Origin of the sequence: Flavobacterium ginsenosidimutans (assembly GCF_037478105.1) — a bacterium.
Lineage (GTDB): Bacteria > Bacteroidota > Bacteroidia > Flavobacteriales > Flavobacteriaceae > Flavobacterium > Flavobacterium ginsenosidimutans.
On the sequence record NZ_CP147988.1, the window covers coordinates 2,925,217 to 2,948,558 of the forward strand.

The window sequence follows — 23,342 nt, forward strand, 5'->3', positions numbered from 1 at the left end:
TAATATAACAACTTATGTCTGAAGGAGAAAAGTTAATTCCTATTAACATAGAGGATGAAATGAAGTCAGCTTACATCGATTATTCGATGTCAGTAATTGTATCGAGAGCACTTCCTGATGTTAGAGATGGCTTGAAACCAGTACATCGAAGAGTTCTTTACGGAATGTATGATTTAGGTGTAACATCAAGATCTGCCCACAAAAAGTCTGCGAGAATTGTAGGGGAGGTTCTGGGTAAGTATCACCCGCATGGAGACACCTCTGTTTATGACGCAATGGTGCGTATGGCGCAGGAGTGGAGTATGCGTTATTTATTAGTTGATGGTCAAGGTAACTTTGGTTCTGTCGATGGTGACAGTCCTGCAGCAATGCGTTATACTGAGGCTAGAATGCGCAAAATTTCTGAAGAAATTATGGCGGATATTGAAAAAGAAACAGTTGATTTTCAATTGAACTTTGACGATACATTATATGAACCAAAAGTAATGCCTACAAAAGTTCCTACTTTATTAGTAAACGGAGCTACAGGTATTGCAGTTGGTATGGCAACCAATATGCCACCACACAATTTAACTGAAGTGATCAATGGTACTCTAGCGTACTTAGATAATAATGATATTGAAGTTGATGAATTAATGACGCATATTAAAGCACCAGATTTTCCAACTGGTGGTGTAATATATGGTTATGAAGGTGTTCGTGAAGCTTTTAAAACTGGTAGAGGACGTATTGTAATGCGTGCTAAAGTTGGTTTTGAAGAAGTTGACGGAAGAGAATGCATCATCGTTACTGAGATTCCATATCAAGTTAACAAAGCCGAAATGATCAAACGTACGGCTGATTTAGTTAACGAGAAAAAAATTGAAGGTATTGCCAATATCCGTGACGAGTCGGATAGAAACGGTATGCGTATCGTTTATATCTTAAAACGTGACGCTACGCCAAACGTAGTTTTAAATACCTTATATAAGTATACTTCATTACAATCTTCTTTTAGTGTAAATAATATTGCATTAGTAAAAGGTCGCCCGCAAATGTTGAATCTGAAAGATATGATTCATTATTTTATCGAGCACCGTCACGAAGTAGTGGTTAGAAGAACGCAGTTTGAATTGCGTAAAGCAGAAGAAAGAGCTCATATCTTAGAAGGGTTAATCATTGCTTCTGATAATATTGATGAAGTTATTGCGTTAATTAGAGGTTCTAAAAACACAGATGAAGCTAGAGAGAAATTAATCGAGAGATTTAAATTATCTGATATTCAAGCTCGTGCTATTGTTGAGATGCGTTTACGTCAGTTAACAGGTCTGGAACAAGATAAATTGAGAGCTGAGTTTGACGAATTAATGAAGTTAATTGAGCATTTGAAAGCATTATTGGCAGATATTAATTTAAGAACAGATTTAATTAAAGAAGAGCTGACTGAAATTCGCGATAAATATGGTGATGATCGTCGTTCTCAAATTGAATATTCTGGAGGAGATGTAAGTATCGAAGATTTAATTGCTGATGAGAATGTAGTGATTACAATTTCGCATGCAGGTTACATTAAACGTACAAACCTTACAGAATACAAAACACAAAATAGAGGTGGAGTTGGACAGAAGAGCGCTGGAACAAGAGATCAAGATTTCTTGGAACACATGTTTGTTGCAACAAATCACCAGTATATGATGTTCTTTACGCAAAAAGGAAAATGTTTCTGGATGCGCGTTTATGAAATTCCGGAAGGAAGCAAAACTGCAAAAGGTAGAGCAATTCAGAACTTGGTGAATATTGAAAGTGACGATAAAGTAAAAGCTTTCATTTGTACGCAAGATTTAAAAGATAAAGATTATATCAATACGCATAATCTTGTAATGGTGACGAAAAAAGGTCAGGTGAAGAAAACTTCTTTAGAGAAATATTCTAAACCAAGAGCAAATGGAGTTGCTGCAATTACAATTAAAGAAGGAGATGAATTAATTGGAGCTCAATTAACAAATGGAGAAAGCCAAATCATTTTAGCAGTTAAATCTGGAAAATTAGTTCGTTTTGAAGAAACTAAAACACGTCCGATGGGAAGAACGGCTTCTGGAGTTCGTGGTATTACTTTAAAAGACGAAACTGATGAAGTAATCGGAATGGTTACTGTAGATAAAAACGATATTTCTACATCGCAAATTCTTGTTGTAACAGAAAATGGATACGGAAAACGTACAAAATTAGTTGACGACGACGGAGAAGATGTGTACAGAATTACAAACCGTGGAGGTAAAGGTGTTAAAACACTTAATATTACGGACAAAACAGGTAAATTGATCTCGATCAACGCTGTTACTGATGCAGACGACTTAATGATTATTAATAAATCTGGATTGACAATTAGAATGGCGATCGAAGATTTACGTGTTATGGGACGTGCAACTCAAGGTGTTAGATTGATTAATCTTAAAGGTAAAGATTCTATTGCTGCTGTTACAACTGTAATGAAAGACGATGCAGAAGAAGTAGTATTAGACGAAGACGGAAATGTAATCGAGTCTACAATCGAAAGAATTAAACCTGACCTGGAAGTTTTAGAAGATGATGGAACTGCTGAAGATGAAGATGATTCTGACGATGAAGTAGAAGATGAAGCGGAGGACGCAGAAGACGAGGAGTCTGAAGAATAATTAAAAAACAAAAAATTAAATACAAACAAATATCATTATGAAAAGTAAATATGTAATACTTGCATCAGCATTACTGATCTCTGTAGCTACGTTTGCTCAAAAAGATCAAATTAAGAATGCTGAAAAGGCATTAAAGGGTGGAGATGCACAAGGTGCTCTTGCTCAATTAAAAGATGCAGAGAACTTAATTGTAAATGCTAAAGATACTGAGCAAGCACAATTTTATTTCGTGCAAGGAAATGCTCTATTAGAGCTTGCAAATAAAAAAGTTGAAGAAAGCAAAAACTTATCTGCTGCTGCTGAGAGCTATAAAAAATTAATTGAAGTTGAAAAAACTTCAGGAAAACAAAAATATTCAACTCAAGCTGCTGCATCAATTACTAGCATTAAAGGTTTATTGATTAACTCTGCAATTGCCGATACTCAATCAAACAAAAATGTTGAAGGAGCTAAGAAATTATATGATGCTTATGCTTTAGACAAGAAAGATACAATCAACTTGTACTATGCAGCTTCTACAGCTGTAAATGCACAAGATTTTGATCTTGCTTTACCAATGTATGAAGAGTTGAAAAAACTAAACTATTCTGGAAAAGGAACAATGTATACAGCTGTAAACAAAGCTTCTGGAAATGATGATAGTTTTGCCAATGCTAAAGAAAGAGATATGGCTGTTAAATTAGGTACTCACGAAAAACCTAAAACAGAAGCAATTCCTTCTAAAAGAGGTGAAATCTACAAAAACTTAGCATTAATCTTAGTTCAAAAAGGACGTACAGAAGATGCTAAAAAAGCAATCGCTGATGCTAGAAAAGCAAATCCAGATGATACTTCTTTAATCTTAACAGAGGCTAATTTATATTTAGAGACTAAAGACTTTGAGATGTACAAAAAATTAGTTGGTGAAGCTTTGCAGAAAGATCCAAACAATGCTGATTTAGTGTTCAATTTAGGAGTAATTAGTGCTGGCGCTAAAAATAATGCTGACGCAGAAAAATATTATTTAAGAGCTATCGAAATCAATCCTAACTATACAAATGCTTACTTAAACCTTGCGGCATTAAAGTTAGAAGCAGAGAAACCAATCATTGATGAAATGAATAAACTAGGTACTTCTGCTAAAGACATGAAACGTTACGATGTTTTAAAAGCGCAAAGAGAAAGTGTTTTCAAAGGTGTAATTCCTTACCTTAAAAAAGCAAACGAATTAGATCCTAAAAACGAAGATGTTTCTAAAACATTATTAGGAGTTTACAGCGCTCTTGAAATGACTGCAGAAGCAAAAGCTTTAAAAGCAAAAATGTAATTAGAGTATTCTTGTAAATAAAAAAACCATCCGTTAAGGATGGTTTTTTTATGTCTAATTTTCTAACTTATTAACTCAGCAGATAAAGTAATAGTTGTATTTAATAATTTGGAAATCGGACAGATTTCTTTTGCTTTAGCTGCGGTTGAAGCAAATTCTTCTGCAGAAATTGATGGAACTTTTCCTTTTAAATCTAAATGGATTAAAGTTATTGAGCCATCTTCAAATGTTACTGTAGCTTCTGTGGTTAAATCATCTGCAGTAAAACCAGCTTCGTTCAATAAAAAGCTTAATTGCATTGTAAAACAGCCAGAATGAGCCGCAGCAACTAGTTCTTCAGGATTGGTTCCTACACCATCAGCAAATCTAGTTTTGAAAGACAGTTGAGCGTTATCTAAAGTTGTACTTTGTGTACTAATAGTTCCTTTTCCTTCCATGCCAGTTCCTTTCCAGTTGGCGTGTGCTTTTCTTGTAAATTTCATAGTTTTCTTATTTTAAAAATTAGTGTTAAATGTTATTTGTTTGATTGCCAGTTAATAGTGGTAACTCAAATATAATCAATATTTTGCAGAATAGTTTTATGAAATTTAATTGTATTGTTAAGTTTTGGGCTTATCGTTTTGATTTAAACGCAAAGACACAAAGGTTTACGCAAAGTTCGCAAAGCTTTGCGTTAAAAAAATAAGCACAAAAAAAGGCGCAATGAAACTCATTACACCTTTTTAATTTTTTATAAACTTAAGTCTATTCTTGTCCTAAGTTTCTTAATTGTTTCAATTTATCTTTCCATACATCAAGACTTTCCTTATGGATAGCAATGTTTTTGCGTACTTCAGTAACTATTGAATTCTCTTTTTTTGCATTTTTTGTATTGGTAAAGAATTGAATGTTATTTTCTAATTGGAAAATTTCATTTTGAACTTCTTCAATTTTACGCATAATAAAGATTTTTTCATTGTCTAATTTACGCGTGTCGTTGCTGTCAGATAATGAATCAATGCGGTTTGCAAAACGCATCATTTCAGATTCTTTTTTGCTAAGACTTAATTTTTCAAAAAGAGCATCTAGAATTTTATTGAACTTTCCTTCGATATGTCTTCTTGAAAAAGGAACTTTTCCAAATCCTTTCCAAGTTTCAATATGTGCTTTTATAGCATCTAAATCAGTTTTGTGGTCGCCAGTTAATTGAAAAGCTCTTAAAGTATCTAAATATGCCTTTTTATTGTCAAAAGCGGCTACTTCTTCGCTGTTTTCCTCTGATTTATGTTCTTTTAATTTATCGAAATAATGGTTGCAGGCATCCTTAAATTCTTTCCAGATTTTATCTGAATATTTTTTAGGAACGTGGCCAATTTGTTTCCATTCTTCCTGGATTTGTTTCATTACAGGCGTTGTAGCAGTAAAATCGGTGCTTTCCTGTAATTCTTTTGCTTTAGCAACAAGAGCCAGTTTTTTATTTAGATTGTCGTTTTGATCTTTTTTAATATCCTTGTAGAAAGAGTTTTTAAAAGCATTGAAGTTTCTAACAGCAGTTTTAAATGCTGCCCATGTTTCTTCATTTACTTCAGATGGTACTTTTCCAGCTGAGAAAAATTCATTTCTTAAATCTTCTACTTTTTGAATTTGAACAAGCCATTGCGAATGAGAATTTACTTTTTCACTTCCAAGAGCTTCTATTTTAGCTATAATTTCTTTTTTAACTTCAAGATTTTTGTGCTCGTTTGCTCTTTGGTTTTCAAATAAAAGTTCTCTCTTATCGTGGATTTTTTTAGTTAATTCGCTAAATTGATTCCAGATAACGTCACGGTATTCTTTAGAAACAGGTCCAATTTCTTCTTTCCAAATTCTGTGTAAATCCTGTAATTCACGGAAAGATTTATTTACATCTGCGTCATTTACTAATTCTTCAACACGAGCGATTATTTTTTGTTTTAATTCTAGGTTGTGTTTAAAATCTAAATCTCTCGCTTCACGGTCTAAGTGAAGATAATCGTAAAAGTTTTCTACGTGGAAATGGTAATTATTCCAAACGTGATTGTATTTGTCTTTTGGAATAGCACCAGCGTTTTTCCATCTTTCTCTTAATTCATTAAAATGTTTAAGAGTATCTTTTATATTTTCCTGCGGATTAATTAGCTCTTTTAGTTCTTCGACAATTGCCAGACGGTTTTCTAAATTGCTTTTTAAATTAGTCTGTAAATGTTTAAAATGGACATTTCTCTTATCTCTGAAAACATTATAATATTCCTCGAATTTTGATTTTAAAGGTAAATGATATTCGAATTCTTCGTTAGGATCAGGATTAGAAGCAAGAAATTCTTCTTTTTTTTCCTCTAGGAGATGGTGATATTGTAGTAAGAAAGCCTTTTTGATTTCTTCAATATGGTCTTTTACAGACATTACTTTATCTGTATTTACCAGTTTTTTAAGTTCATCAACAAGAGCATCTAAAGAAAATGTATTGTAATCTTGCATAGGAATAGCGTGACGATCTTTTAAAGTTTCGTCTTCGCTTTCAGCAGCATTTGAATTTGTAATGACATCTAATGCTTCTTGATGAGCATTTTCTTGGTTAACTAATTCATTTTCAGTTTCTGGATCTGAATTTTGAATTACAGTTTCAGAATCTGATGTTTCAATTGCATCATTTGCTACAGAATCATTTATTTCGATTCCTGATTTTCCGTCTGCTTCATGCAGGTTATCATTCTTTTCTTCTAACATCTTTAAAATGTATAAGGTTTTTATTTTAAACAATGCGAAAGATAGTAAAGGTGTTTCTAACTACAAAATAAATCGCTTGTTTATACGGTATTTTACGACGAAATTCATATTCTTTACAAGTATTTGCTATCTAGGTTGAATCTATTTTAATTGAAATACTGAAGTATATGTAAATCCGAAATCACTATTGTTTTTTATATAAATTGCTTAATAATCAAATTTATAAAGCTTCTATTGTTATTCTTCTCAATTAAAAAAGGATTAATACTCCAACTTCCATACCCCAATTGTAGGTTCTATTTGGTCCAAATCCAGCGCTGGGATGTATGTAAACTAGATTTGAAGGCGTTATTTTTCGTCCGAATTCGACAAAAGCATTATTTTGAAATCCTTCTAAAACTGCATTATAGCGAAAAGCAACATCGCCAGAAACCCAGTTTTTTCCAAAAAAATGCATTAAGAGATTTTCGAAAAGAATTATACTGATGTCATCACGATCACTTTTCCCTGCAAAACTCTGCTGATATTCCAGTGTTGTTAATGATAAAAACTTTTTTTGATTAAAATATCTTCCATAAACTGCTGCAGGCATGACAACCCATTTTCCAGTTCCAAAATTTGGATCTTCAGCGGTGTTAGAATAAATACGAGTTCTTACCGCAACTCCATTATTGTTCCTTAAGTAAGGAATAAAACTTATTCCGCCTCCAACATCACCAATAGCTGTTTTATTGGTAGAATTTGTATTAGTAGAAACCAGTGGAAGATCAAAACGTAAATTCCAGGCTTTGTTGCCAATTGGTACCAAAAAACGAACTTGGGTTGTATTAAAAGAACCTTTGTCTGTATCAAGATACTCATTATAAAACAGAATTGTTTTTAGAAAATAATGGTATCGAGGCTCAGATAGCGGACTTTGTATGGTGTCTGTATTTTGAGCCGAAAGTAGATTGTTAAATAAAAAAAATAAAATGCTAAGTAATTGTATTTTCTTCATAACCACCTGTTAATTAGTGGTTTAAAAATACGAAAAATACGTTAACATTTTATTTTTTGATACTTATTTATTTATTCCAGATTTTCCATGCTTTTTCAGCTTGAAAAATAAGCATATCGAGTCCATTTTTGGTTACGGCACCTTTTTCTTTTGCTTTTCGTAAAAAAGTAGTTTCTGCTGGATTGTAGATCAGGTCGTAAGCAATATGTTTTTCGGTAAAAAACTCATAAGGTAAATTTGGATAAGCTTCAATATTTGGGCTTGTTCCAACTGGCGTGCAATTGATTATGATTTGGAAATTATCAAAAGTAGTAGCATTGATCAAGTCATAATCGATTATGTTTTCCTTTGCTTCTCTAGAAACAAAAGTGTACGGAATGTCAAGTTCATCCAAAGCAAAAGCAACACCTTTAGAAGCTCCGCCTGTTCCTAGAATAAGAGCTTTTTTATGATGTGGCTCCAATAATGGTTTTAGAGATTTTTTAAATCCGTAATAATCGGTGTTGTAGCCTTTTAGTTTGCCGTTTTTGGTGAATTTAATAGTATTAACAGCGCCAATTAAAGAGGCTTTTTTTGATAGTTTATCCAAGAAAGGAATAACTTGTTCTTTGTACGGAATAGTAACATTTAATCCTTTTAGATCAGGATTGTTTTTAATTAATTCTGTAAAATAATTAATTTCTGAAATGTCAAAATTCTCGTAGCTGTTTCCAGCAAAAACTTCATTATTAAATTTCTCTGTAAAATAACCTTTTGAAAAAGAGTAGCTTATGTTGCGACCTAACAATCCAAAACGTCTTCTTAATAAAATATCAACCATTCTTATTTACGATGTTTCTCTATATAATTTTTTACTGTTTTTTTTGCCCAAACTACAGGAAACAAATCTTCAATTAAGATATAATTCTCAAAGTTTAGACGTAAGCCATTGCTTAAGTGGAATTTAGCTTTTGTGGTGTCTTGAATCATAAAATACAATCCAGCCAAACGATATTCAATTTCATTTTCTTCAGGAAAATATTCTGAAGCTTGCAATAAAGTCTGAATTGCTGTTTCAAATTCTCCTAAAAACTGAAGAATATCAACCCAATACAACCAAGTGTCTAATGCATAATCTCCAAATTCAACTGCTTTTCTGAAACCAAATTCGGCTTCTTCAAAGAAATTCATTTGTTTATTGATTGTGGCATATCTTTTCCAGTACAAACGATTTTGATTGTCGATTGCTAAAGCTTTATTCACAAAAAATAATGCTTTTTGATAGTTTTTCTGGCGAAGATGAAAATCTGTTATTGCAATCCAGCCTTTGTCTAAAAGCGGATCCTCGTGAACAGTTTGGTTATAGTATTGGATCGCTTTCGCTAAATTTCCAAGTTTTTCATAACATTTTCCAATTCGAAGAAGTGCATACGAGGTTGCATCGTCTAATTCGATGGTTCTGTTATAGCTTTCGATTGCTTCATTGTATTTTTTTAGACGCTCATAAGCTTTTGCTTTTTCCATAAAAGCGCCTAAAAATTCATCATCAATCAGTGTTGCGTAATCAAATGCGCGAATAGCATTTTCATACTCTTTTACGCCATAATGAAGACGTCCAAGCTGATGCCACGCAATTTCGCTGTACGGATTTCTGTTGATGTATTCGTTTAGATAGACAATAGCTTCTTGATTTTGATCTAAAAATTCAAAACAATACACTACGTTATAAAGAGCAGATTGATCCTCTAAGTCTTCTTCAAGGCATTTGATAAAACTCTCCTTTGCCATCTCAAGGTTATCCATAAAAAGATATTCCATACCAATCAAATTGTACACATCGGCATAATCATCAGTGTATTGAAGCGCGATTTTTAACAGTTCGACTGCTTTTTCGTGCTGATCTCTTTTTGAGCAGATATTGGCTTTTTGGATATAGATTTCCTCGTTGTTAGGTTCAATTGCGTATAACTCATTCAAAAGCTTTTCAGCAATGTCGAGTTTGTCATCATAAACCAACATTTCTACTTGTACTAACTTTAAGCCTGTAGATTTTGGGTGCTGGTCTAATGCAAGTTTCAAGGCTTTTTTTGCTAAATTAGCCTTGCCTATGTCTAAATAATGAAGAATGATTTCTTCGAATTCTTCAGAATCAAAAAAGAGTACTTTGTTAGTTTTTAACATTGACTCAAATTTGGATAGGGATAGGTTATAATCTTCTTCTTCGTTGCTTAATTGCATACTTCGTATATTTGAAATTAGCCTGTTATAAATTTAGGCAACCATATAATCGCTGTAAGGATAAGAAATTAATTGTTTTGAACAATTTAATTAACAATATATGGCGTTTTTTATTCTATTTTGGGAAGAAATCTCCTTTATTATTAAGGGATTAGCTTCGGTATTGTCATTTTTTTATTTGTGTTGGAAGACTTTTTTGAAATAGAAATTGAGCGTTCATTTCTGTCAGTTTTATTAAAATAGCGCTCAAATAATTTTGTATTTTAATTGTTCTTCTTCTTCATTATTTCGTCCATAACGTCTAGAATAATTGCACAGCCTTCTCTAATTTCGTCTTCAGAAATGGTCAAAGGAGGTGTAATTCTTATTGCGCATCCTTCAAATAAAAGCCAGAATAAAATAAGTCCTCTGTCTTGACAGGTTAAAATAACTTCGTTTGTAATATCTGCCGATTCTGTCATAGCGGCAAGCATTAATCCTTTTCCTCTAACTTCTGTAATCAAAGGATGTACCAAAAGCGATCTGAAGAGTTTTTCCTTCTCTAGCGTTTCTGCCATTAAATTTGTTTCAGTTAATTCTTGCAAAGTAGCTAAACAAGCTGACGCAATGACAGGGTGGCCTCCAAAAGTGGTAATATGCCCTAATTTTGGATTTTCTGTTAAAAGATCCATTTTTTCAGCAGAAGCAGTAAAGGCTCCAACCGGCATTCCGCCGCCCATTCCTTTACCCATAACCACAATATCTGGAACAACATCATAATTTTGGAAACCAAAAAGCTTTCCAGTTCTTCCGAAACCTGGTTGAATTTCATCAACAATCATTAAGGCTCCAACCTCATCACAGCGTTTGCGGACTTTTTGAAGGAAATTGTTTTCTGGCTGAATAAAACCAGCACCTCCCTGAATGGTTTCTAAAAGAATGGCTGCTGTTCTCGTAGTTATTTTTTGCAGATCTTCTTCGTTATTGAAAGTAATAAAGTCAACATCTGGAAGCAAAGGTCTAAAAGCTTGTTTTCTTTCTTCAAATCCCATAACGCTCATAGAACCCATTGTGTTTCCATGATACGCATTATGACATGAAATAAGCTGACTACGTCCTGTAACTCGTTTGGCTAATTTTAACGAGCCTTCAATCGCTTCTGTACCAGAATTGACCAAATAGGTTTTATTTAAAGATTCTGGAAGCAGAGAGGCCATTAATTTGCAATATTGAACGGCTGGACTCTGTGAGTATTCTCCGTAAACCATTACGTGCGAATATTTATCCAACTGATCTTTTATCGCCTGATTTACTCTTGGATGCTGATGTCCTAAAGTACAAGCCGAAACTCCGGCAACAAAATCTAAATATTTTTTATCGTTTGTGTCGTATATGTAAGAGCCAATGGCGTGTGAAACTTCCATTCCGAGTGGGTAAGGAGAAGTTTGCGCTTGGTATTTTATAAAATCTGGATTCATTTTTTTTAAGTTGCTAAGAGGCTAAGATTCTGAGCTTCTAAGTTTTTTATTGTAAACTGAGACTGTAAACTTTTAAAATTCAAAGTTGCAAAGGTACTAAGATTCTAAGTTTTTTTTATTTTACGCTTAGGTTAACTTTTTGAACTAATTATTCTCAAAGCACTGTAAACTGTGACTGCGACTGAAAACTTTCCAATTACGCTTAAACTTTGTGGTTTAAACAATCGCAAGGCACTGTAAACTGCGACCGCGACTAAAAACTATTTACTTTTAGGCTTTGGTTCCGTTTTAGTAGTTGGGTTTTTCTTGTCGTAATTCAAAGTCTCTTTCCTGACTTTCATTGGGACATTTTTACCTTTTTCTTCCTGTTCTTTTCCTTCTTTAATCAGCTTTTCATTCATTTCATTGTCTTCATCGGTAAAAATATCGTCTTTCGACTTTATTCTTTCATCGCCTCTCCAATTCATACCTCGCAGTTTACGGGCATTTTCAGGAAGTTCGTCTTCGGGATAAATATCTCCATCTACTTTATTGTAGAAAGTAATGGTTTCAATAGCATTATTCTCCAATATCATGTTGATTTTACTGCTGACATTTTTATTGATTCCAATCAATTCTTTGGTATCATTTCGCATGTAATAAATCACCTCGGTGTTTTTAATGACATCAACATCATGAAGTTTTCCGTCCCGAAATTTTCCAAACAGATTCAGTCCCTTGACTTGATTAAAACCGGTTCCGAGCGTGTCTTTGGATAGGACGAAAGTATTGTTTAAAACTTTTAAAGAGTCGATTTTTCTCGTTTTATTGTCACCAATTAAATGCATTATATCTCCAGTAATCTGATTGTCGCCATTCCAAAGAATCGGATTTCCAATTAGTTTTGTCAAGGCAGTTTTAGAATCAGAATGTATCGAATCGCATTTACCGCTCATATCTGTTTTATAGAAACGAACATTTTTATAAGCTCTCAAAATTCTTTCCCCTTCTTTTCCAGTCACCATTAATTTCTGTCCATGAATATAAACAGAGTCATTTTCAACTAGATTAACTGCAACAGCTCTTTTGGTTACAAACATCGAATCTTTAAGTTTGTAAAGCTCTGCGTAATGGCCTTTTACGATTCCTTTGTTTATAGAATCAGTAATTTTTACATTTCGTGTTGCTGACGCAAATTCTATATTTCGATCATAGTATAAACTATCGCCCTCTATAAGCCGATCGTCATATTTGATATACGATCTTCGCAGAAAATGAGCTAAGTTTTTCTTCGTATCATAAAAACCTTTTTCTGTATAAATGTAATTGGCTTTACTTGTAATAGTCGAAGGACCAAGAAGGTAAGTGTGCCCAGAATTACTGTAATAATCCAAATGATTTGATTTAATCACATATTTTGGATTCGTAATTGTAACTTCAGTTAAAAACTGGAATTTCTTTTCTTTAACAAAATATCTTCCAGATTTACTTACTAAAGTATTGTCTTTGTTTATGATAGTTCCTTTTGTGTTATAAAAAGCTTCCTGAATATTTCTATCAAAATTAATCGTATCGGTCTGTAAAGTAGCATCAGGAGAAGTTAAAACTGCATTTCCTGTCGCAAAAGCTTTCTTTTCATTTCCACTATATTCAGCATATTTACTATTCAAGAACAAAGTGTCTCCTTGTACTAATTGTACATTTCCAAATGCTTTTAAATAATTTTCTTTCTGAAAAAAATAGGCTTTATTGCAAGTTAATACAACACCATCATGATTTACTTTTACATTTCCGGTAAGTAAAAGTGCATCTGGTACGTTGACCTGATCAACATCAGAAAAGTCAGCATTTTCGATGACGATAGTTTTAGGAGTTTGTGCAGTTTTTTTTGCTTGCGCAGAAATAAATTGTGCACTAAGAAACAAACAACAAAATATGAAAAAGAGTGATTTATTCAACTGATTAAATTTTTGTCAAATTTATAAAAAAGGTTAGAACCTGTGGCTGATATTAGCATTAATTTATAATTCGTCATCAATACCTTAATTAAGAAGTTGAACATCATTTATTTTTTCAACAAAACAAAGAACTCTCACGTTGTAGTTGTGGTATTTTAGACTTAAAACAGAGCATTTTAAAAAGATGATGTTCTGAATTTTAAAAAATGAATTACATTTAGAGATTAGTTTTAATGCCTTTTGTGGTATTTAAATTATAAGACAAGTTAAGAATAGCCAAAAAAGATATGATAAGTAAAAAAATAATTGCAGCCGGAATTACGTTAACTGTACTATTTTCAGCCTGTAAAACAAAAGATTTAAAAATGAGTACAGCAAAAGAACAAACTGCAACAGAAAAGAAAGTTGTAGTTTATCAAGTTTTTACACGCCTTTTCGGAAATAAAAATACAACAAATAAACCTTGGGGAACTATCGAGGAAAACGGTGTTGGAAAGTTTAATGATTTTACAGATAAAGCGCTTCATGAAATAAAAGATTTAGGTGTTACTTATATTTGGTACACTGGAGTGCCTCATCATGCTTTAGTGCGCGATTATACAGCATACGGAATCTCAAATGATGATCCAGAAGTAGTAAAAGGACGCGCAGGTTCGCCTTATGCTGTGAAAGATTATTATAATGTAAATCCGGATTTGGCTGTTAATCCTGCAAAGCGTTTAGAAGAATTTGAAGCTTTAATAAAACGGACTCACAATGCGGGTTTAAAAGTAATTATTGATATTGTTCCTAATCATATTGCTCGTAAATACGAAGGAAAATCAAATCCTGCGGGCATAAATGATTTTGGTGCAGATGATGATGTAACGGTTGAATACAAACGAGATAATAATTTCTATTATATTCCAAATGAGCATTTCGAAATTCCAGATGGAGATGTTCCTTTAAATGGAGAAAAGAATCCATTGATTGATGGAAAGTTTGACGAAAATCCTGCGAAATGGACCGGAAATGGTTCAAGAAAATTCAAACCAGACCAAAATGACTGGTATGAAACGGTAAAAGTAAATTATGGAGTTCGCCCAGGCGGAACTAAAGATTTTCCTGAACTTCCTGCTGGTTTTGACCAAAAATCATATCAAGAGCATTTTGCTTTTTGGCAAGATAAAGATGTTCCAAATTCTTGGAAGAAATTTAGAGATATTGCATTGTATTGGATCGCAAAAGGAGTTGACGGATTCCGTTATGATATGGCAGAAATGGTTCCTTACGAATTTTGGAGTTATATGAACTCTTCTATAAAAATGAAAAATCCAAAAGCATTTTTATTGGCAGAAGTTTATAACCCTAATGAATACCGAAATTATATTCGTTTAGGAAAAATGGATTATTTGTATGATAAAGTAGAAACTTACGATAAGTTGAAAGATGTTATTCGTGGAAAATCTTCGCCTGACGAATTAACAAAAATCCAAAACGGAATGTCGGATATCGAACATCATATGCTTCATTTTCTAGATAATCACGATGAACAGCGTTTAGCAAGTCCAGAATTTGCAGGAACGCCAGAAAGAGGAAAACCTTTGATGGTAATTTCGGCAACGATTAGTACTTCGCCAACAATGATTTATTTCGGGCAAGAAGTAGGGGAATCAGGAAACGAAGATGCCGGTTTTGGAAAACGCTCGAGAACATCCATTTTTGATTATATCGGAGTTCCAAATCATCAGCGTTGGATGAATGATGGTAAATTTGATGGCGGACAGCTTTCTAATTCAGAAAAAGAACTTCGTGATTTTTACAAACGTTTGTTGAATTTCACAATCAAAAGCAGTGCTTTAATGGGAAGTTTTGAGGAAATTCAATCCGTAAATCGTCAAGGAAATTCAAATTATGATGCGTTATTATATAGCTATGTTCGTTGGTCAGAGAGCCAAAAATTAATTGTAATAGCTAATTTCTCATCAGAAAAAGAAAGCGAATTTGATTTGAAAATTCCTTCATCTATTATTTCAAAGTGGAAGCTGAAAGATGGTTCTTATGTGCTTGTAGATAAAATATATTCAGCAAGTAAAACTTATTTTACAGTTAAAAATGGAGAAGGTTCCGCAAGAGTTAAAATAAAGCCTTCTGAATCATTTATTTATGAAGTGAATTAATAAAAAGAAAAAAAGGTTTAAAAAAGAAACTTGTCTAGTAATTCTCTAGACAAGTTTCTTTGTTTTTAAACCTTTTTAAGTAACGAAAGGATTTCTCTAATTGAAAATTGCGCGCCACACACAAATTCATCCGAAGCGCCATAATAAACCGTTAATGTATCGCCATCAGGATCAATAATGTGGCCATTTGTGAATACGACATTTCCGAAGAAACCACTTAATTCATAACTTGTTTTAGGAAACATAATTGGAGTTTCAGTTCTTGAAATTACTTTTGAAGGATTTTCTAAATCCATTAAAAATGCGCCCAAACAATATTGATGAAATTCGTTTGCTCCGTGATAAATTTCGAGCCAGCCCAATTCGGTTTTAATTGGTGCAGCGCCAGCGCCAACTCTTTTACTGTCCCAATTGCCTTTTCTGGTTTTGATGATGCATTTATGATTTCCCCAATGAATTCCATCTGGAGAAGAAGCAATCCAAATATAATTTCCGCCAATATCCACACTACTCGGACGATGTAAAGCATAAAATAATCCGTTTATTTTTTCTTCGAAAATAGCGCAATCTTTATTGTGAGGAGGAAATATTATTCCGTGTTTTTGAAAATTCTTCCAATCCGTTGTGGTTCTTAAACCTACACCAACGCCATTTCCAGAAACTGAAGTGAAAGTGAGGTAATATTTTCCTTCAATTAAAGAAACACGGCAATCTTCAATTCCGAAAGTTTCCAAAATACCTTCACCAACCAAATAAGGGTAATCTTCTGGCTCGTAAAAATGTTTCCCATCTGTGCTGCATAATAAACGAATGTGAGATAGAGTAGTTAAATAATCAATTCCTTGATAGTTTATTACTCGTGCATCTGTTGCAATAAGTTCCGGATGATCTTTTAAAATTTCAATAATTTGAATGGCGCCAGCGTCATTAAGAACAGGAAACGAAATGATATTTTCGCTTTGTTTTGGTCTTTCTGCAACTCGCACTGCAAGCCAGATTTTATTTTGAAATTGAAACACGCCAGGATTCAGCAAACAGGTAATTTCTAATCCTTCTCTGCTTGGTGGTAAATCTGATGGTGATAATAAAGGGTTTTCTATAAAACGATTGGCAATGTCTTTCATGATCTTCGTTTAAGTACCTAAAAGGTATAAAAAAAAGCTGATACTTAATTGCATCAGCTTTTTTTCTATACTTTTTTAACCTTTTTGAGTGCTTCAACGTAATATTCGTTTACTTTTTCCCAATTAATATGTTTGAAAAAGGCATCAATATAACTCCCTTTTCGGTTTTGGTAATCTAAATAATAAGCATGTTCCCAAAGATCAATTCCCATAATTGGTGTTCCAGGAATCAAAGCATTTTTCATTAACGGATTATCTTGATTGTCAGTTGCAGTAATTTGTAATTTACCATATCGGTCTACAACCAGCCAAACCCATCCAGAACCAAACTGCTTTTCTGATTGCGCTTTAAATTGATTGGTTAGATTATTAAACGAACCAAATTCTTTATTAATTGAACCTGCAAGCGTATCTTTTGGAGTCTGCTCTTTTGGAGTCAAGGTATTAAAATAAAGCGTATGGTTGTAATATCCGCCAGCATTCTGACGAAGTTTTAAATTAGTAAGAGGCATTTTTTTTAAAATGTCTTCAATAGGCATATTTTCAAATTCAGTCGAAAGAATTTCTTTATTGAAATTATTTGTGAACGATAAATAATGCTTAGAATAATGAGTTTCTAAAGTTAAAGTTCTAATGTCTGGCGAAAGGGCATCATAATTAAATGGCAGTTTCGTCATTTCAAAAGAACCGGCATCAGCTTTAACATCATTTGGCGAACCAATAGTTATTTTTTCCTCTTTTGTTGGCAGAGGAACCTCAACAACTTCTGTCAGCTTATCTTCTTTACAAGAAAACAATAGTAAAAATGAAGCTAAAGTGCTAAAAAGAACAACGTTTTTCTTCATAATGTTATTTATTTTGATGTTAATGAATTGATGATCTCGATATAATTTTCTTTAGCTTCATCAATCGACATATGGCTAATTTGCATCCAAGCATTGGTTTTAAAAGCATCTCTTAAATCAAAATTTTCAGATTGATTGTAAACTGCTGTACCAAAAGTGGCCTGTTTGTAAAAAGCGTAAAGTCTCAACTGCACATCTTGCGGCAGTGAAGCCTGAGTCATTGTCATCGCAACTTCTACAGCTTTAGCAAAGCGAATATCTAAATCTTTATCAGCCATTTATGCCTTTGTAGCAATAATTGTTTTTCCTCCAATCGCTTTCTGATTTAACTCAACATTGATTGGTGTACCTAAAGGTAAAAATAAATCTACTCTCGATCCAAATTTAATGAAACCAGCGTCAGTTCCTTGAATCACTTGCATTCCTTCTTTAGCGTAATTTACAATTCTACGAGCCAATGCTCCAGCGATTTGTCTATATAAAATAGCGCCGAAAGTTTCATTTTCGATAACTACTGTAGTTCTTTCGTTTTCTTCACTTGCTTTTGGATGCCAAGCAACTAAGAATTTTCCAGGATGATATTTGCTAAATTTGATGATACCATCCATTGCGTAACGAGTAACGTGCACATTGATTGGCGACATAAAAATAGAAACCTGTAAACGATTATCTTTAAAATATTCTCCTTCATAAACTTCTTCAATAACCACCACTTTTCCATCTACTGGAGCAAGGATATGATCACTGTTTCTAACTGCAATTCTCTTCGGATTTCTGAAGAATTGTAAAATAATAATCAAAATTACAAGCGCTGCAAATTGAACAAGCATTCTCAGCCAAGCAATATCAATGAATTTATCAGCAAGTAAAAGTACAGCTACAGTAAATACAGTACCTAATAAAATGGACGGGCCTCCCTCTTTATGAAACATAATATAAAATTTGATAAAATAAAAATATAATTGGTGCTACAAATATAACACTATCTAATCGATCTAAAATACCTCCGTGACCAGGCATTATCGAACCGCTGTCTTTTATTCCTGCAATTCGTTTAAATTTGGATTCTATTAAATCTCCAATAGTTCCAAAAATACTTACTATTAATGCGATAACAGTCCAGATTAAAATCGATTTACTGCTAAACTCAGGTTTTGGCTGAATGTAAAGCTTAGAGATCAAAAAACCTGCAAATGCAGCAAAAACAACACCGCCAATAAAACCTTCAATTGTTTTTTTAGGCGAAACACGTTCAAATAATTTGTGTTTTCCCATTGATTTTCCAACTAAATACGCAAAAGTATCATTGGTCCAAATCAAGACAAATAAACCTAAAATAATTTTCGGATTATAATCATTTGTTCCAAAAGAGATTTTGACAATAAATACAAATGGAAGTGTAATATATCCTAGTAGATATAAATATTTTGAAGAGGTGCTTACATTTTGTACAGAATCATAAAATAAGAATATGATGCATTTAATGGAAACAACAATAGTAACTGCCAGCAAGACTAAATCGAGCTGTTTAATGTTTGTTTCTAAGCTTATATTAGAATTAAACGAATCATTTAAAAATAGGCTCGTTTCTTTATTGTAATGACTAACAAGGATAATTGCTGCATAGACTAAGATTCCGAAAAATATAGAAAACACTTTGTTCAATTTTACGATATTAGAAAATTCGTATATCGTAATAATCAAGAAAATACCAAAAAGAGTAATAAAGCTCTCTGTGGAAAACAATATCGAAGCTAATAATAAAGCGATATAAACAGCACCAGAAATGGTTCTCTTCAGTGTTTCGTTCATCTTAAAGATCTTCTAGAAGCAGTAAATATAGGTTTTTCGCAACACTTCCGTATTGTGTAAAATCTTCTTCTTTCGCTTTTTCGAAATATTTTATTGTAGTGATATTAGTAGGATAGTCTCGTTCGTATTTGCGTTTTATAGCGCTCAATCCGTCGCTTTTCATTGGAAGGATTTGGCTTGTGGTTGCAATAATAACAATATTAGCAGGTAATTCGTTTGGTTTGTTTTGTCTGATTTGTTTCGATGAAAATAAAATCGAACCTTCATCGGCTATAAGGTTTTCACAGCTTGCTAATAAGAATCTTGGTTTTGTTGGAGCAATATAAAATAATTTGTTTTCTTCCAGTAAACCAAAAAGTGCCGGTTCGTAGCATAAAACTTCATTTTCGAACCAATCATTTTCTTCTAAAATGTTTTCAAATTGTTCAGCAACTTCTAGAGTGTTTTCACAGTATAAAAATTTACCTCCATTCTTTTTGAAGTTGAAAATAAACTGTTCATCTAAAGATAAATGACTATTCTGAGCAGGTGTGCCCGCATATTCGCTTTCGTGCTCTTCATCAGAAGCGGCTTCGCTTGAGCCAAATATTTTTTTGAAAAAATTCATTTTTTTATATGAAATGCTTTACATGTTAATTGAAAACGTTCAAAGATAAAAAAATCTTAATTCAAAAGGGTATTTTGAATTAAGATTTTAAAAAATTATTGCGTATTTCGTAATTAACTTATGAAACTACTTCTTCTAAATTTTTATCAAAAGTACGTTTTCCGAAAATGTTTTCTAAGTCATCTTTGAAAATAACTTCTTTTTCGATCAGAATATCAGCAAGTTGATTTAATTTATCTTTGTTTTCTTCTAATATCTGAATAGCTCTTTTGTATTGACCTTCGATTAATTCTGAAATTTCTGCATCAATGATTTTTGCAGTTTCATCAGAATATGGTTTAGAGAAATTATATTCGCTTTGTCCAGTTGAATCGTAATAAGTAACGTTTCCGATTTTGTCATTTAATCCATAAATCGTTACCATAGCACGAGCCTGACGCGTTACTTTTTCTAAGTCACTTAAAGCGCCTGTAGAAATTCTGTCAAAAGTTACTTTTTCAGCAGCTCTTCCTCCCATAGTAGCACACATTTCGTCTAACATTTGATCTGTTCTTACGATTTGTCTTTCTTCTGGTAAGTACCAAGCAGCACCTAAACTTTGTCCACGAGGAACGATAGTTACTTTAATAAGTGGCGCAGCGTGCTCTAACATCCAGCTTACAGTTGCGTGACCAGCTTCGTGAATTGCAATTGCTCTTTTTTCTTCTGGAGTAATGATTTTGTTTTTCTTTTCTAAACCACCAATAATTCTGTCAACAGCATCAAGGAAATCTTGTTTGTCAACTGCAGCTTTGTTGTTTCTTGCGGCAATTAATGCAGCTTCGTTACAAACGTTAGCGATATCAGCACCAGAGAAACCTGGAGTTTGTTTTGCTAAGAAATCAAGATCTAAACCTTCAACTTTTTTGATAGGAGCTAAGTGTACTTTGAAGATTTCGGCTCTTTCGCGAATGTCTGGTAAGTCAACAAAAATTTGTCTGTCAAAACGTCCAGCACGCATTAAAGCTTTATCAAGAACGTCAGCTCTATTTGTCGCAGCAAGAACAATTACGTTAGAGTTTGTACCAAAACCATCCATTTCTGTTAGTAATTGGTTCAAAGTGTTTTCTCTTTCGTCGTTTCCGCCAGACATATTGCTTTTTCCTCTTGCTCTACCAACAGCATCAATCTCGTCGATGAAGATAATAGCAGGAGATTTTTCTTTTGCTTGTTTGAATAAGTCACGTACACGTGAAGCACCAACTCCAACGAACATCTCTACGAAATCAGAACCTGATAAAGAGAAGAAAGGTACCTGTGCTTCACCAGCAACAGCTTTTGCCAATAAAGTTTTACCAGTTCCCGGAGGTCCTACAAGTAAAGCGCCTTTTGGGATTTTACCTCCAAGGTTTGTGTATTTTTCTGGGTTTTTAAGGAATTCAACAATTTCTTGAATTTCTTCTTTAGCACCTTCTAAACCAGCAACATCTTTAAACGTAGTTTTGATATCTGTTTTTTCGTCAAAAAGTTTAGCTTTAGATTTTCCGATATTGAAAATCTGTCCGCCACCTCCAGCGCCTCCACCAGACATTTTGCGCATAATGAAGATCCATACACCAACAATAATGATGATAGGAAGTAAGCTGATTAAAATATCGCTCCAGTTATTTTTTTGAAGGAAATTGAAATCTTTCAGTTTACCCTCAGTAACTGCTTTTTCTAATTTAGTCTGAAAGATTTGATCATTACCAATTTCCAAAGTGTAATGTGGACCTTTGTTTGGTTGTTTGAAAATATCTTCAGCTACTTTTTTATTTGCTGGGTCTTTAAGAGCCGCAGCATTTAAATACACTTCAGCTTCTGCTTTGTTGTAAACAATTACTTTTTCAATTTGGCCTTTTTCTAGAAGGGTGTTGAATTTAGAAGAAGTTAATTGAGCAGGTTCGCTTAAGCTTGATCCTCCTGTGGCAAAACTTATGAATAAAAAAACTAAAAGTATTGCGGTATATATTAACCAAGGACTTATTTTAAATTTATTCGGATTTGGATTATTATCTTTAGCCATTTAGTGAAAGTTTCTTTAGTATTTGTTCTCGATTGTAGTGATCTTGGCGTCGCCCCAAAGGCTTTCGATGTTGTAATATTCGCGAATATGTTTCTGGAAAACGTGTACTACAATGTGTACATAGTCCATTAAAACCCATTCTGCATTATCGGTTCCTTCTACGTGCCAAGGTTTATCTTTTAAGTCTTTTGATACTGTTTTTTGAATTGAGTTTACGATGGCGTTAACTTGGGTGTTTGAGCTACCATTGCAAATTACAAAATAGTCGCATACTGCCGTATCTATTTCTCTTAAGTCAAGAATATCGATATCATTTCCTTTTACTTCCTCAATCCCTTTGATTATGTTCGCCAGTAGAACATCATTATTAATAGTCTTTTTCGCCATGAATTATTTTATATGAATTTGTAAAGTTACCAAATTTTGTGATTATTTTTGAACCTTAACAAAATATTAAATTAAGATATTTAAATTATTTAATGAAACTAATCAAACTCGATGCCATAGATTCGACAAATGATTTCTTAAAATCATTGTCCAGCAAAGAAGAACTGGAGAATTTTACGGTCGTAACAGCTGAAAATCAGACAAAAGGGAAAGGACAAGTTGGTGGTGTATGGAAGACTCAAGCTGGTAAGAACTTAACTATGAGCATTTTGGTAAAAGATTTTCTCTTTGATAACGAGCAAGTTTTTAATCTTAGCGTAGCTGTTTCTTTGGCTGTTGCAGAAACTTTAAAATCGATAAATATTCCTAATATATGCATAAAATGGCCAAACGACATTCTGTCATACAATAAGAAGTTAGTTGGCATATTAATCGAAAACACCTTAAAAAGCGATGGCAGAATTGTGTCAGTTGTCGGAATCGGAATTAATGTCAATCAAACCGATTTTGACGAATTGCCAAATGCTTCTTCAATAGCAGTGATTTCGGGAAAACCTTTTGATAAGCAAGAATTAGCAATTTTAATCGTTGAAAAACTAAAAGAAAAAATTCAGTTCTGGAAAACCGATTCGGAAAATTTTTGGAAAGATTATTTTAATTTTTTATTTAAAAAAGGAGTTCCGACAGCATTTAGAGACAACAACAACCAGGATTTTATGGGAATCATTCAAGGAGTTTCTCCAATTGGTAAACTACAGGTTTTATTAGAAGATGATTCTGTTGTGGAATTTGAGATTAAAGAAGTGAAAATGCTTTATTGAAAGTTGCAAAGGGACAGAGGGACAAAGTGGCAAAGGTTTTTCGTAGAGATGCACTGTAGTGCGTCTAACTAAGGTGCTAAGGTTCTGAGTTACTAAGATTCTAAGATTTTTGATAAAGAATTTTTCCGTAGAGACGCACTGCAGTGCGTCTAACGCAAAGTTACCACATAGTTTATCACCTTCAAGAATGATAAATTACAAAAAATAAAAAAGTCCAATCGTTAGATTGGACTTTTCATTTATAATTCACA

Annotated in this window: 19 protein-coding genes; 4 read left to right on the forward strand and 15 right to left on the reverse strand. The window is 33.2% G+C overall.

Features of this window, described 5'->3' with window-relative positions:
• Positions 1-14: 14 nt before the first annotated feature.
• Positions 15-2,654 carry a DNA gyrase subunit A gene (gene gyrA, locus V6624_RS12860; RefSeq protein WP_111283184.1) on the forward strand — a complete coding sequence of 880 codons (2,640 nt, stop codon included), beginning with the start codon at positions 15-17 and terminating at the stop codon, positions 2,652-2,654.
• A gap of 37 nt (positions 2,655-2,691) precedes the next feature.
• Positions 2,692-3,960 carry a tetratricopeptide repeat protein gene (locus V6624_RS12865; protein ID WP_111283186.1) on the forward strand — a complete coding sequence of 423 codons (1,269 nt, stop codon included), beginning with the start codon at positions 2,692-2,694 and terminating at the stop codon, positions 3,958-3,960.
• Between the two features lie 62 nt (positions 3,961-4,022).
• Here V6624_RS12865 and V6624_RS12870 read toward each other — a convergent pair whose 3' ends face one another.
• The 7 genes from V6624_RS12870 to V6624_RS12900 all read right to left on the reverse strand — a co-directional run bounded on the left by V6624_RS12870 (position 4,023) and on the right by V6624_RS12900 (position 13,259).
• Complete coding sequence (locus tag V6624_RS12870; protein WP_111283188.1) at positions 4,023-4,442, reverse strand: OsmC family protein; 420 nt, start codon at positions 4,440-4,442, stop codon at positions 4,023-4,025.
• A 262-nt stretch (positions 4,443-4,704) separates the two neighbouring features.
• A complete protein-coding gene (locus tag V6624_RS12875; RefSeq protein WP_338838772.1) occupies positions 4,705-6,684 on the reverse strand; it encodes a DUF349 domain-containing protein in 1,980 nt (659 codons plus the stop codon).
• 250 nt (positions 6,685-6,934) lie between these two features.
• The gene (locus V6624_RS12880; protein WP_111283192.1) at positions 6,935-7,681 is read right to left on the reverse strand and encodes a lipid A phosphoethanolamine transferase; all 747 of its coding nucleotides are present in this window, start codon (positions 7,679-7,681) and stop codon (positions 6,935-6,937) included.
• A gap of 67 nt (positions 7,682-7,748) precedes the next feature.
• Positions 7,749-8,501, reverse strand: coding sequence for a shikimate dehydrogenase family protein (locus V6624_RS12885; protein ID WP_111283194.1), 753 nt, complete (start codon positions 8,499-8,501; stop codon positions 7,749-7,751).
• Positions 8,502-8,503: 2 nt separating this feature from the next.
• Entirely contained in the window at positions 8,504-9,898 is a 1,395-nt protein-coding gene (locus V6624_RS12890; RefSeq protein WP_111283196.1) for a tetratricopeptide repeat protein, read from the reverse strand.
• A 263-nt stretch (positions 9,899-10,161) separates the two neighbouring features.
• Positions 10,162-11,355: an aspartate aminotransferase family protein gene (locus tag V6624_RS12895; RefSeq protein WP_111283198.1), complete on the reverse strand. Its 1,194-nt coding sequence runs from the start codon at positions 11,353-11,355 to the stop codon at positions 10,162-10,164.
• A 260-nt stretch (positions 11,356-11,615) separates the two neighbouring features.
• Entirely contained in the window at positions 11,616-13,259 is a 1,644-nt protein-coding gene (locus tag V6624_RS12900) for an OstA-like protein (protein WP_338838773.1), read from the reverse strand.
• Positions 13,260-13,579: 320 nt separating this feature from the next.
• Between V6624_RS12900 and V6624_RS12905 the strand changes: the two genes are divergently transcribed.
• Positions 13,580-15,451, forward strand: a complete 1,872-nt coding sequence (locus V6624_RS12905; protein WP_111283202.1) for an alpha-amylase family protein — start codon at positions 13,580-13,582, stop codon at positions 15,449-15,451.
• 65 nt (positions 15,452-15,516) lie between these two features.
• Here V6624_RS12905 and V6624_RS12910 read toward each other — a convergent pair whose 3' ends face one another.
• The 8 genes from V6624_RS12910 to rsfS all read right to left on the reverse strand — a co-directional run bounded on the left by V6624_RS12910 (position 15,517) and on the right by rsfS (position 22,270).
• On the reverse strand, positions 15,517-16,575 hold the full coding sequence (locus V6624_RS12910) for a glycoside hydrolase family 130 protein (protein ID WP_111283204.1): 1,059 nt from the start codon (positions 16,573-16,575) through the stop codon (positions 15,517-15,519).
• Between the two features lie 65 nt (positions 16,576-16,640).
• Positions 16,641-17,420, reverse strand: coding sequence for a superoxide dismutase (locus V6624_RS12915; protein WP_111283206.1), 780 nt, complete (start codon positions 17,418-17,420; stop codon positions 16,641-16,643).
• Between the two features lie 8 nt (positions 17,421-17,428).
• Positions 17,429-17,698, reverse strand: a complete 270-nt coding sequence (locus tag V6624_RS12920) for an acyl-CoA-binding protein (RefSeq protein ID WP_111283208.1) — start codon at positions 17,696-17,698, stop codon at positions 17,429-17,431.
• Complete coding sequence (locus V6624_RS12925) at positions 17,699-18,352, reverse strand: phosphatidylserine decarboxylase family protein (RefSeq protein WP_111283210.1); 654 nt, start codon at positions 18,350-18,352, stop codon at positions 17,699-17,701.
• Complete coding sequence (locus V6624_RS12930; RefSeq protein ID WP_111283212.1) at positions 18,342-19,232, reverse strand: phosphatidate cytidylyltransferase; 891 nt, start codon at positions 19,230-19,232, stop codon at positions 18,342-18,344. The genes V6624_RS12925 and V6624_RS12930 overlap by 11 nt, the downstream gene beginning before the upstream one ends.
• A gap of 1 nt (position 19,233) precedes the next feature.
• A complete protein-coding gene (locus tag V6624_RS12935) occupies positions 19,234-19,839 on the reverse strand; it encodes a lactate utilization protein B/C (protein WP_111283214.1) in 606 nt (201 codons plus the stop codon).
• 118 nt (positions 19,840-19,957) lie between these two features.
• Positions 19,958-21,883: an ATP-dependent zinc metalloprotease FtsH gene (ftsH, locus tag V6624_RS12940; RefSeq protein ID WP_338838778.1), complete on the reverse strand. Its 1,926-nt coding sequence runs from the start codon at positions 21,881-21,883 to the stop codon at positions 19,958-19,960.
• Between the two features lie 15 nt (positions 21,884-21,898).
• The gene (gene rsfS, locus V6624_RS12945; RefSeq protein ID WP_007809313.1) at positions 21,899-22,270 is read right to left on the reverse strand and encodes a ribosome silencing factor; all 372 of its coding nucleotides are present in this window, start codon (positions 22,268-22,270) and stop codon (positions 21,899-21,901) included.
• Between the two features lie 92 nt (positions 22,271-22,362).
• On the opposite strand from rsfS, the gene V6624_RS12950 reads away from it, so the two are divergent.
• Positions 22,363-23,091, forward strand: a complete 729-nt coding sequence (locus V6624_RS12950; protein WP_338838794.1) for a biotin--[acetyl-CoA-carboxylase] ligase — start codon at positions 22,363-22,365, stop codon at positions 23,089-23,091.
• Positions 23,092-23,342: the final 251 nt, after the last annotated feature.

What these genes read in the sequence shown, in the direction of transcription:
- V6624_RS12925 (WP_111283210.1), bottom strand. Translation starts at nt 18,352, where the DNA reads ATGTTTCATAAAGAGGGAGGCCCGTCCATTTTATTAGGTACTGTATTT.
- V6624_RS12865 (WP_111283186.1), top strand. Translation starts at nt 2,692, where the DNA reads ATGAAAAGTAAATATGTAATACTTGCATCAGCATTACTGATCTCTGTA.
- V6624_RS12915 (WP_111283206.1), bottom strand. Translation starts at nt 17,420, where the DNA reads ATGAAGAAAAACGTTGTTCTTTTTAGCACTTTAGCTTCATTTTTACTA.
- V6624_RS12905 (WP_111283202.1), top strand. Translation starts at nt 13,580, where the DNA reads ATGATAAGTAAAAAAATAATTGCAGCCGGAATTACGTTAACTGTACTA.
- V6624_RS12920 (WP_111283208.1), bottom strand. Translation starts at nt 17,698, where the DNA reads ATGGCTGATAAAGATTTAGATATTCGCTTTGCTAAAGCTGTAGAAGTT.
- V6624_RS12885 (WP_111283194.1), bottom strand. Translation starts at nt 8,501, where the DNA reads ATGGTTGATATTTTATTAAGAAGACGTTTTGGATTGTTAGGTCGCAAC.
- gyrA (WP_111283184.1), top strand. Translation starts at nt 15, where the DNA reads ATGTCTGAAGGAGAAAAGTTAATTCCTATTAACATAGAGGATGAAATG.
- V6624_RS12890 (WP_111283196.1), bottom strand. Translation starts at nt 9,898, where the DNA reads ATGCAATTAAGCAACGAAGAAGAAGATTATAACCTATCCCTATCCAAA.
- V6624_RS12895 (WP_111283198.1), bottom strand. Translation starts at nt 11,355, where the DNA reads ATGAATCCAGATTTTATAAAATACCAAGCGCAAACTTCTCCTTACCCA.
- rsfS (WP_007809313.1), bottom strand. Translation starts at nt 22,270, where the DNA reads ATGGCGAAAAAGACTATTAATAATGATGTTCTACTGGCGAACATAATC.
- V6624_RS12930 (WP_111283212.1), bottom strand. Translation starts at nt 19,232, where the DNA reads ATGAACGAAACACTGAAGAGAACCATTTCTGGTGCTGTTTATATCGCT.
- V6624_RS12875 (WP_338838772.1), bottom strand. Translation starts at nt 6,684, where the DNA reads ATGTTAGAAGAAAAGAATGATAACCTGCATGAAGCAGACGGAAAATCA.
- V6624_RS12950 (WP_338838794.1), top strand. Translation starts at nt 22,363, where the DNA reads ATGAAACTAATCAAACTCGATGCCATAGATTCGACAAATGATTTCTTA.
- V6624_RS12870 (WP_111283188.1), bottom strand. Translation starts at nt 4,442, where the DNA reads ATGAAATTTACAAGAAAAGCACACGCCAACTGGAAAGGAACTGGCATG.
- V6624_RS12910 (WP_111283204.1), bottom strand. Translation starts at nt 16,575, where the DNA reads ATGAAAGACATTGCCAATCGTTTTATAGAAAACCCTTTATTATCACCA.
- V6624_RS12880 (WP_111283192.1), bottom strand. Translation starts at nt 7,681, where the DNA reads ATGAAGAAAATACAATTACTTAGCATTTTATTTTTTTTATTTAACAAT.
- ftsH (WP_338838778.1), bottom strand. Translation starts at nt 21,883, where the DNA reads ATGGCTAAAGATAATAATCCAAATCCGAATAAATTTAAAATAAGTCCT.
- V6624_RS12935 (WP_111283214.1), bottom strand. Translation starts at nt 19,839, where the DNA reads ATGAATTTTTTCAAAAAAATATTTGGCTCAAGCGAAGCCGCTTCTGAT.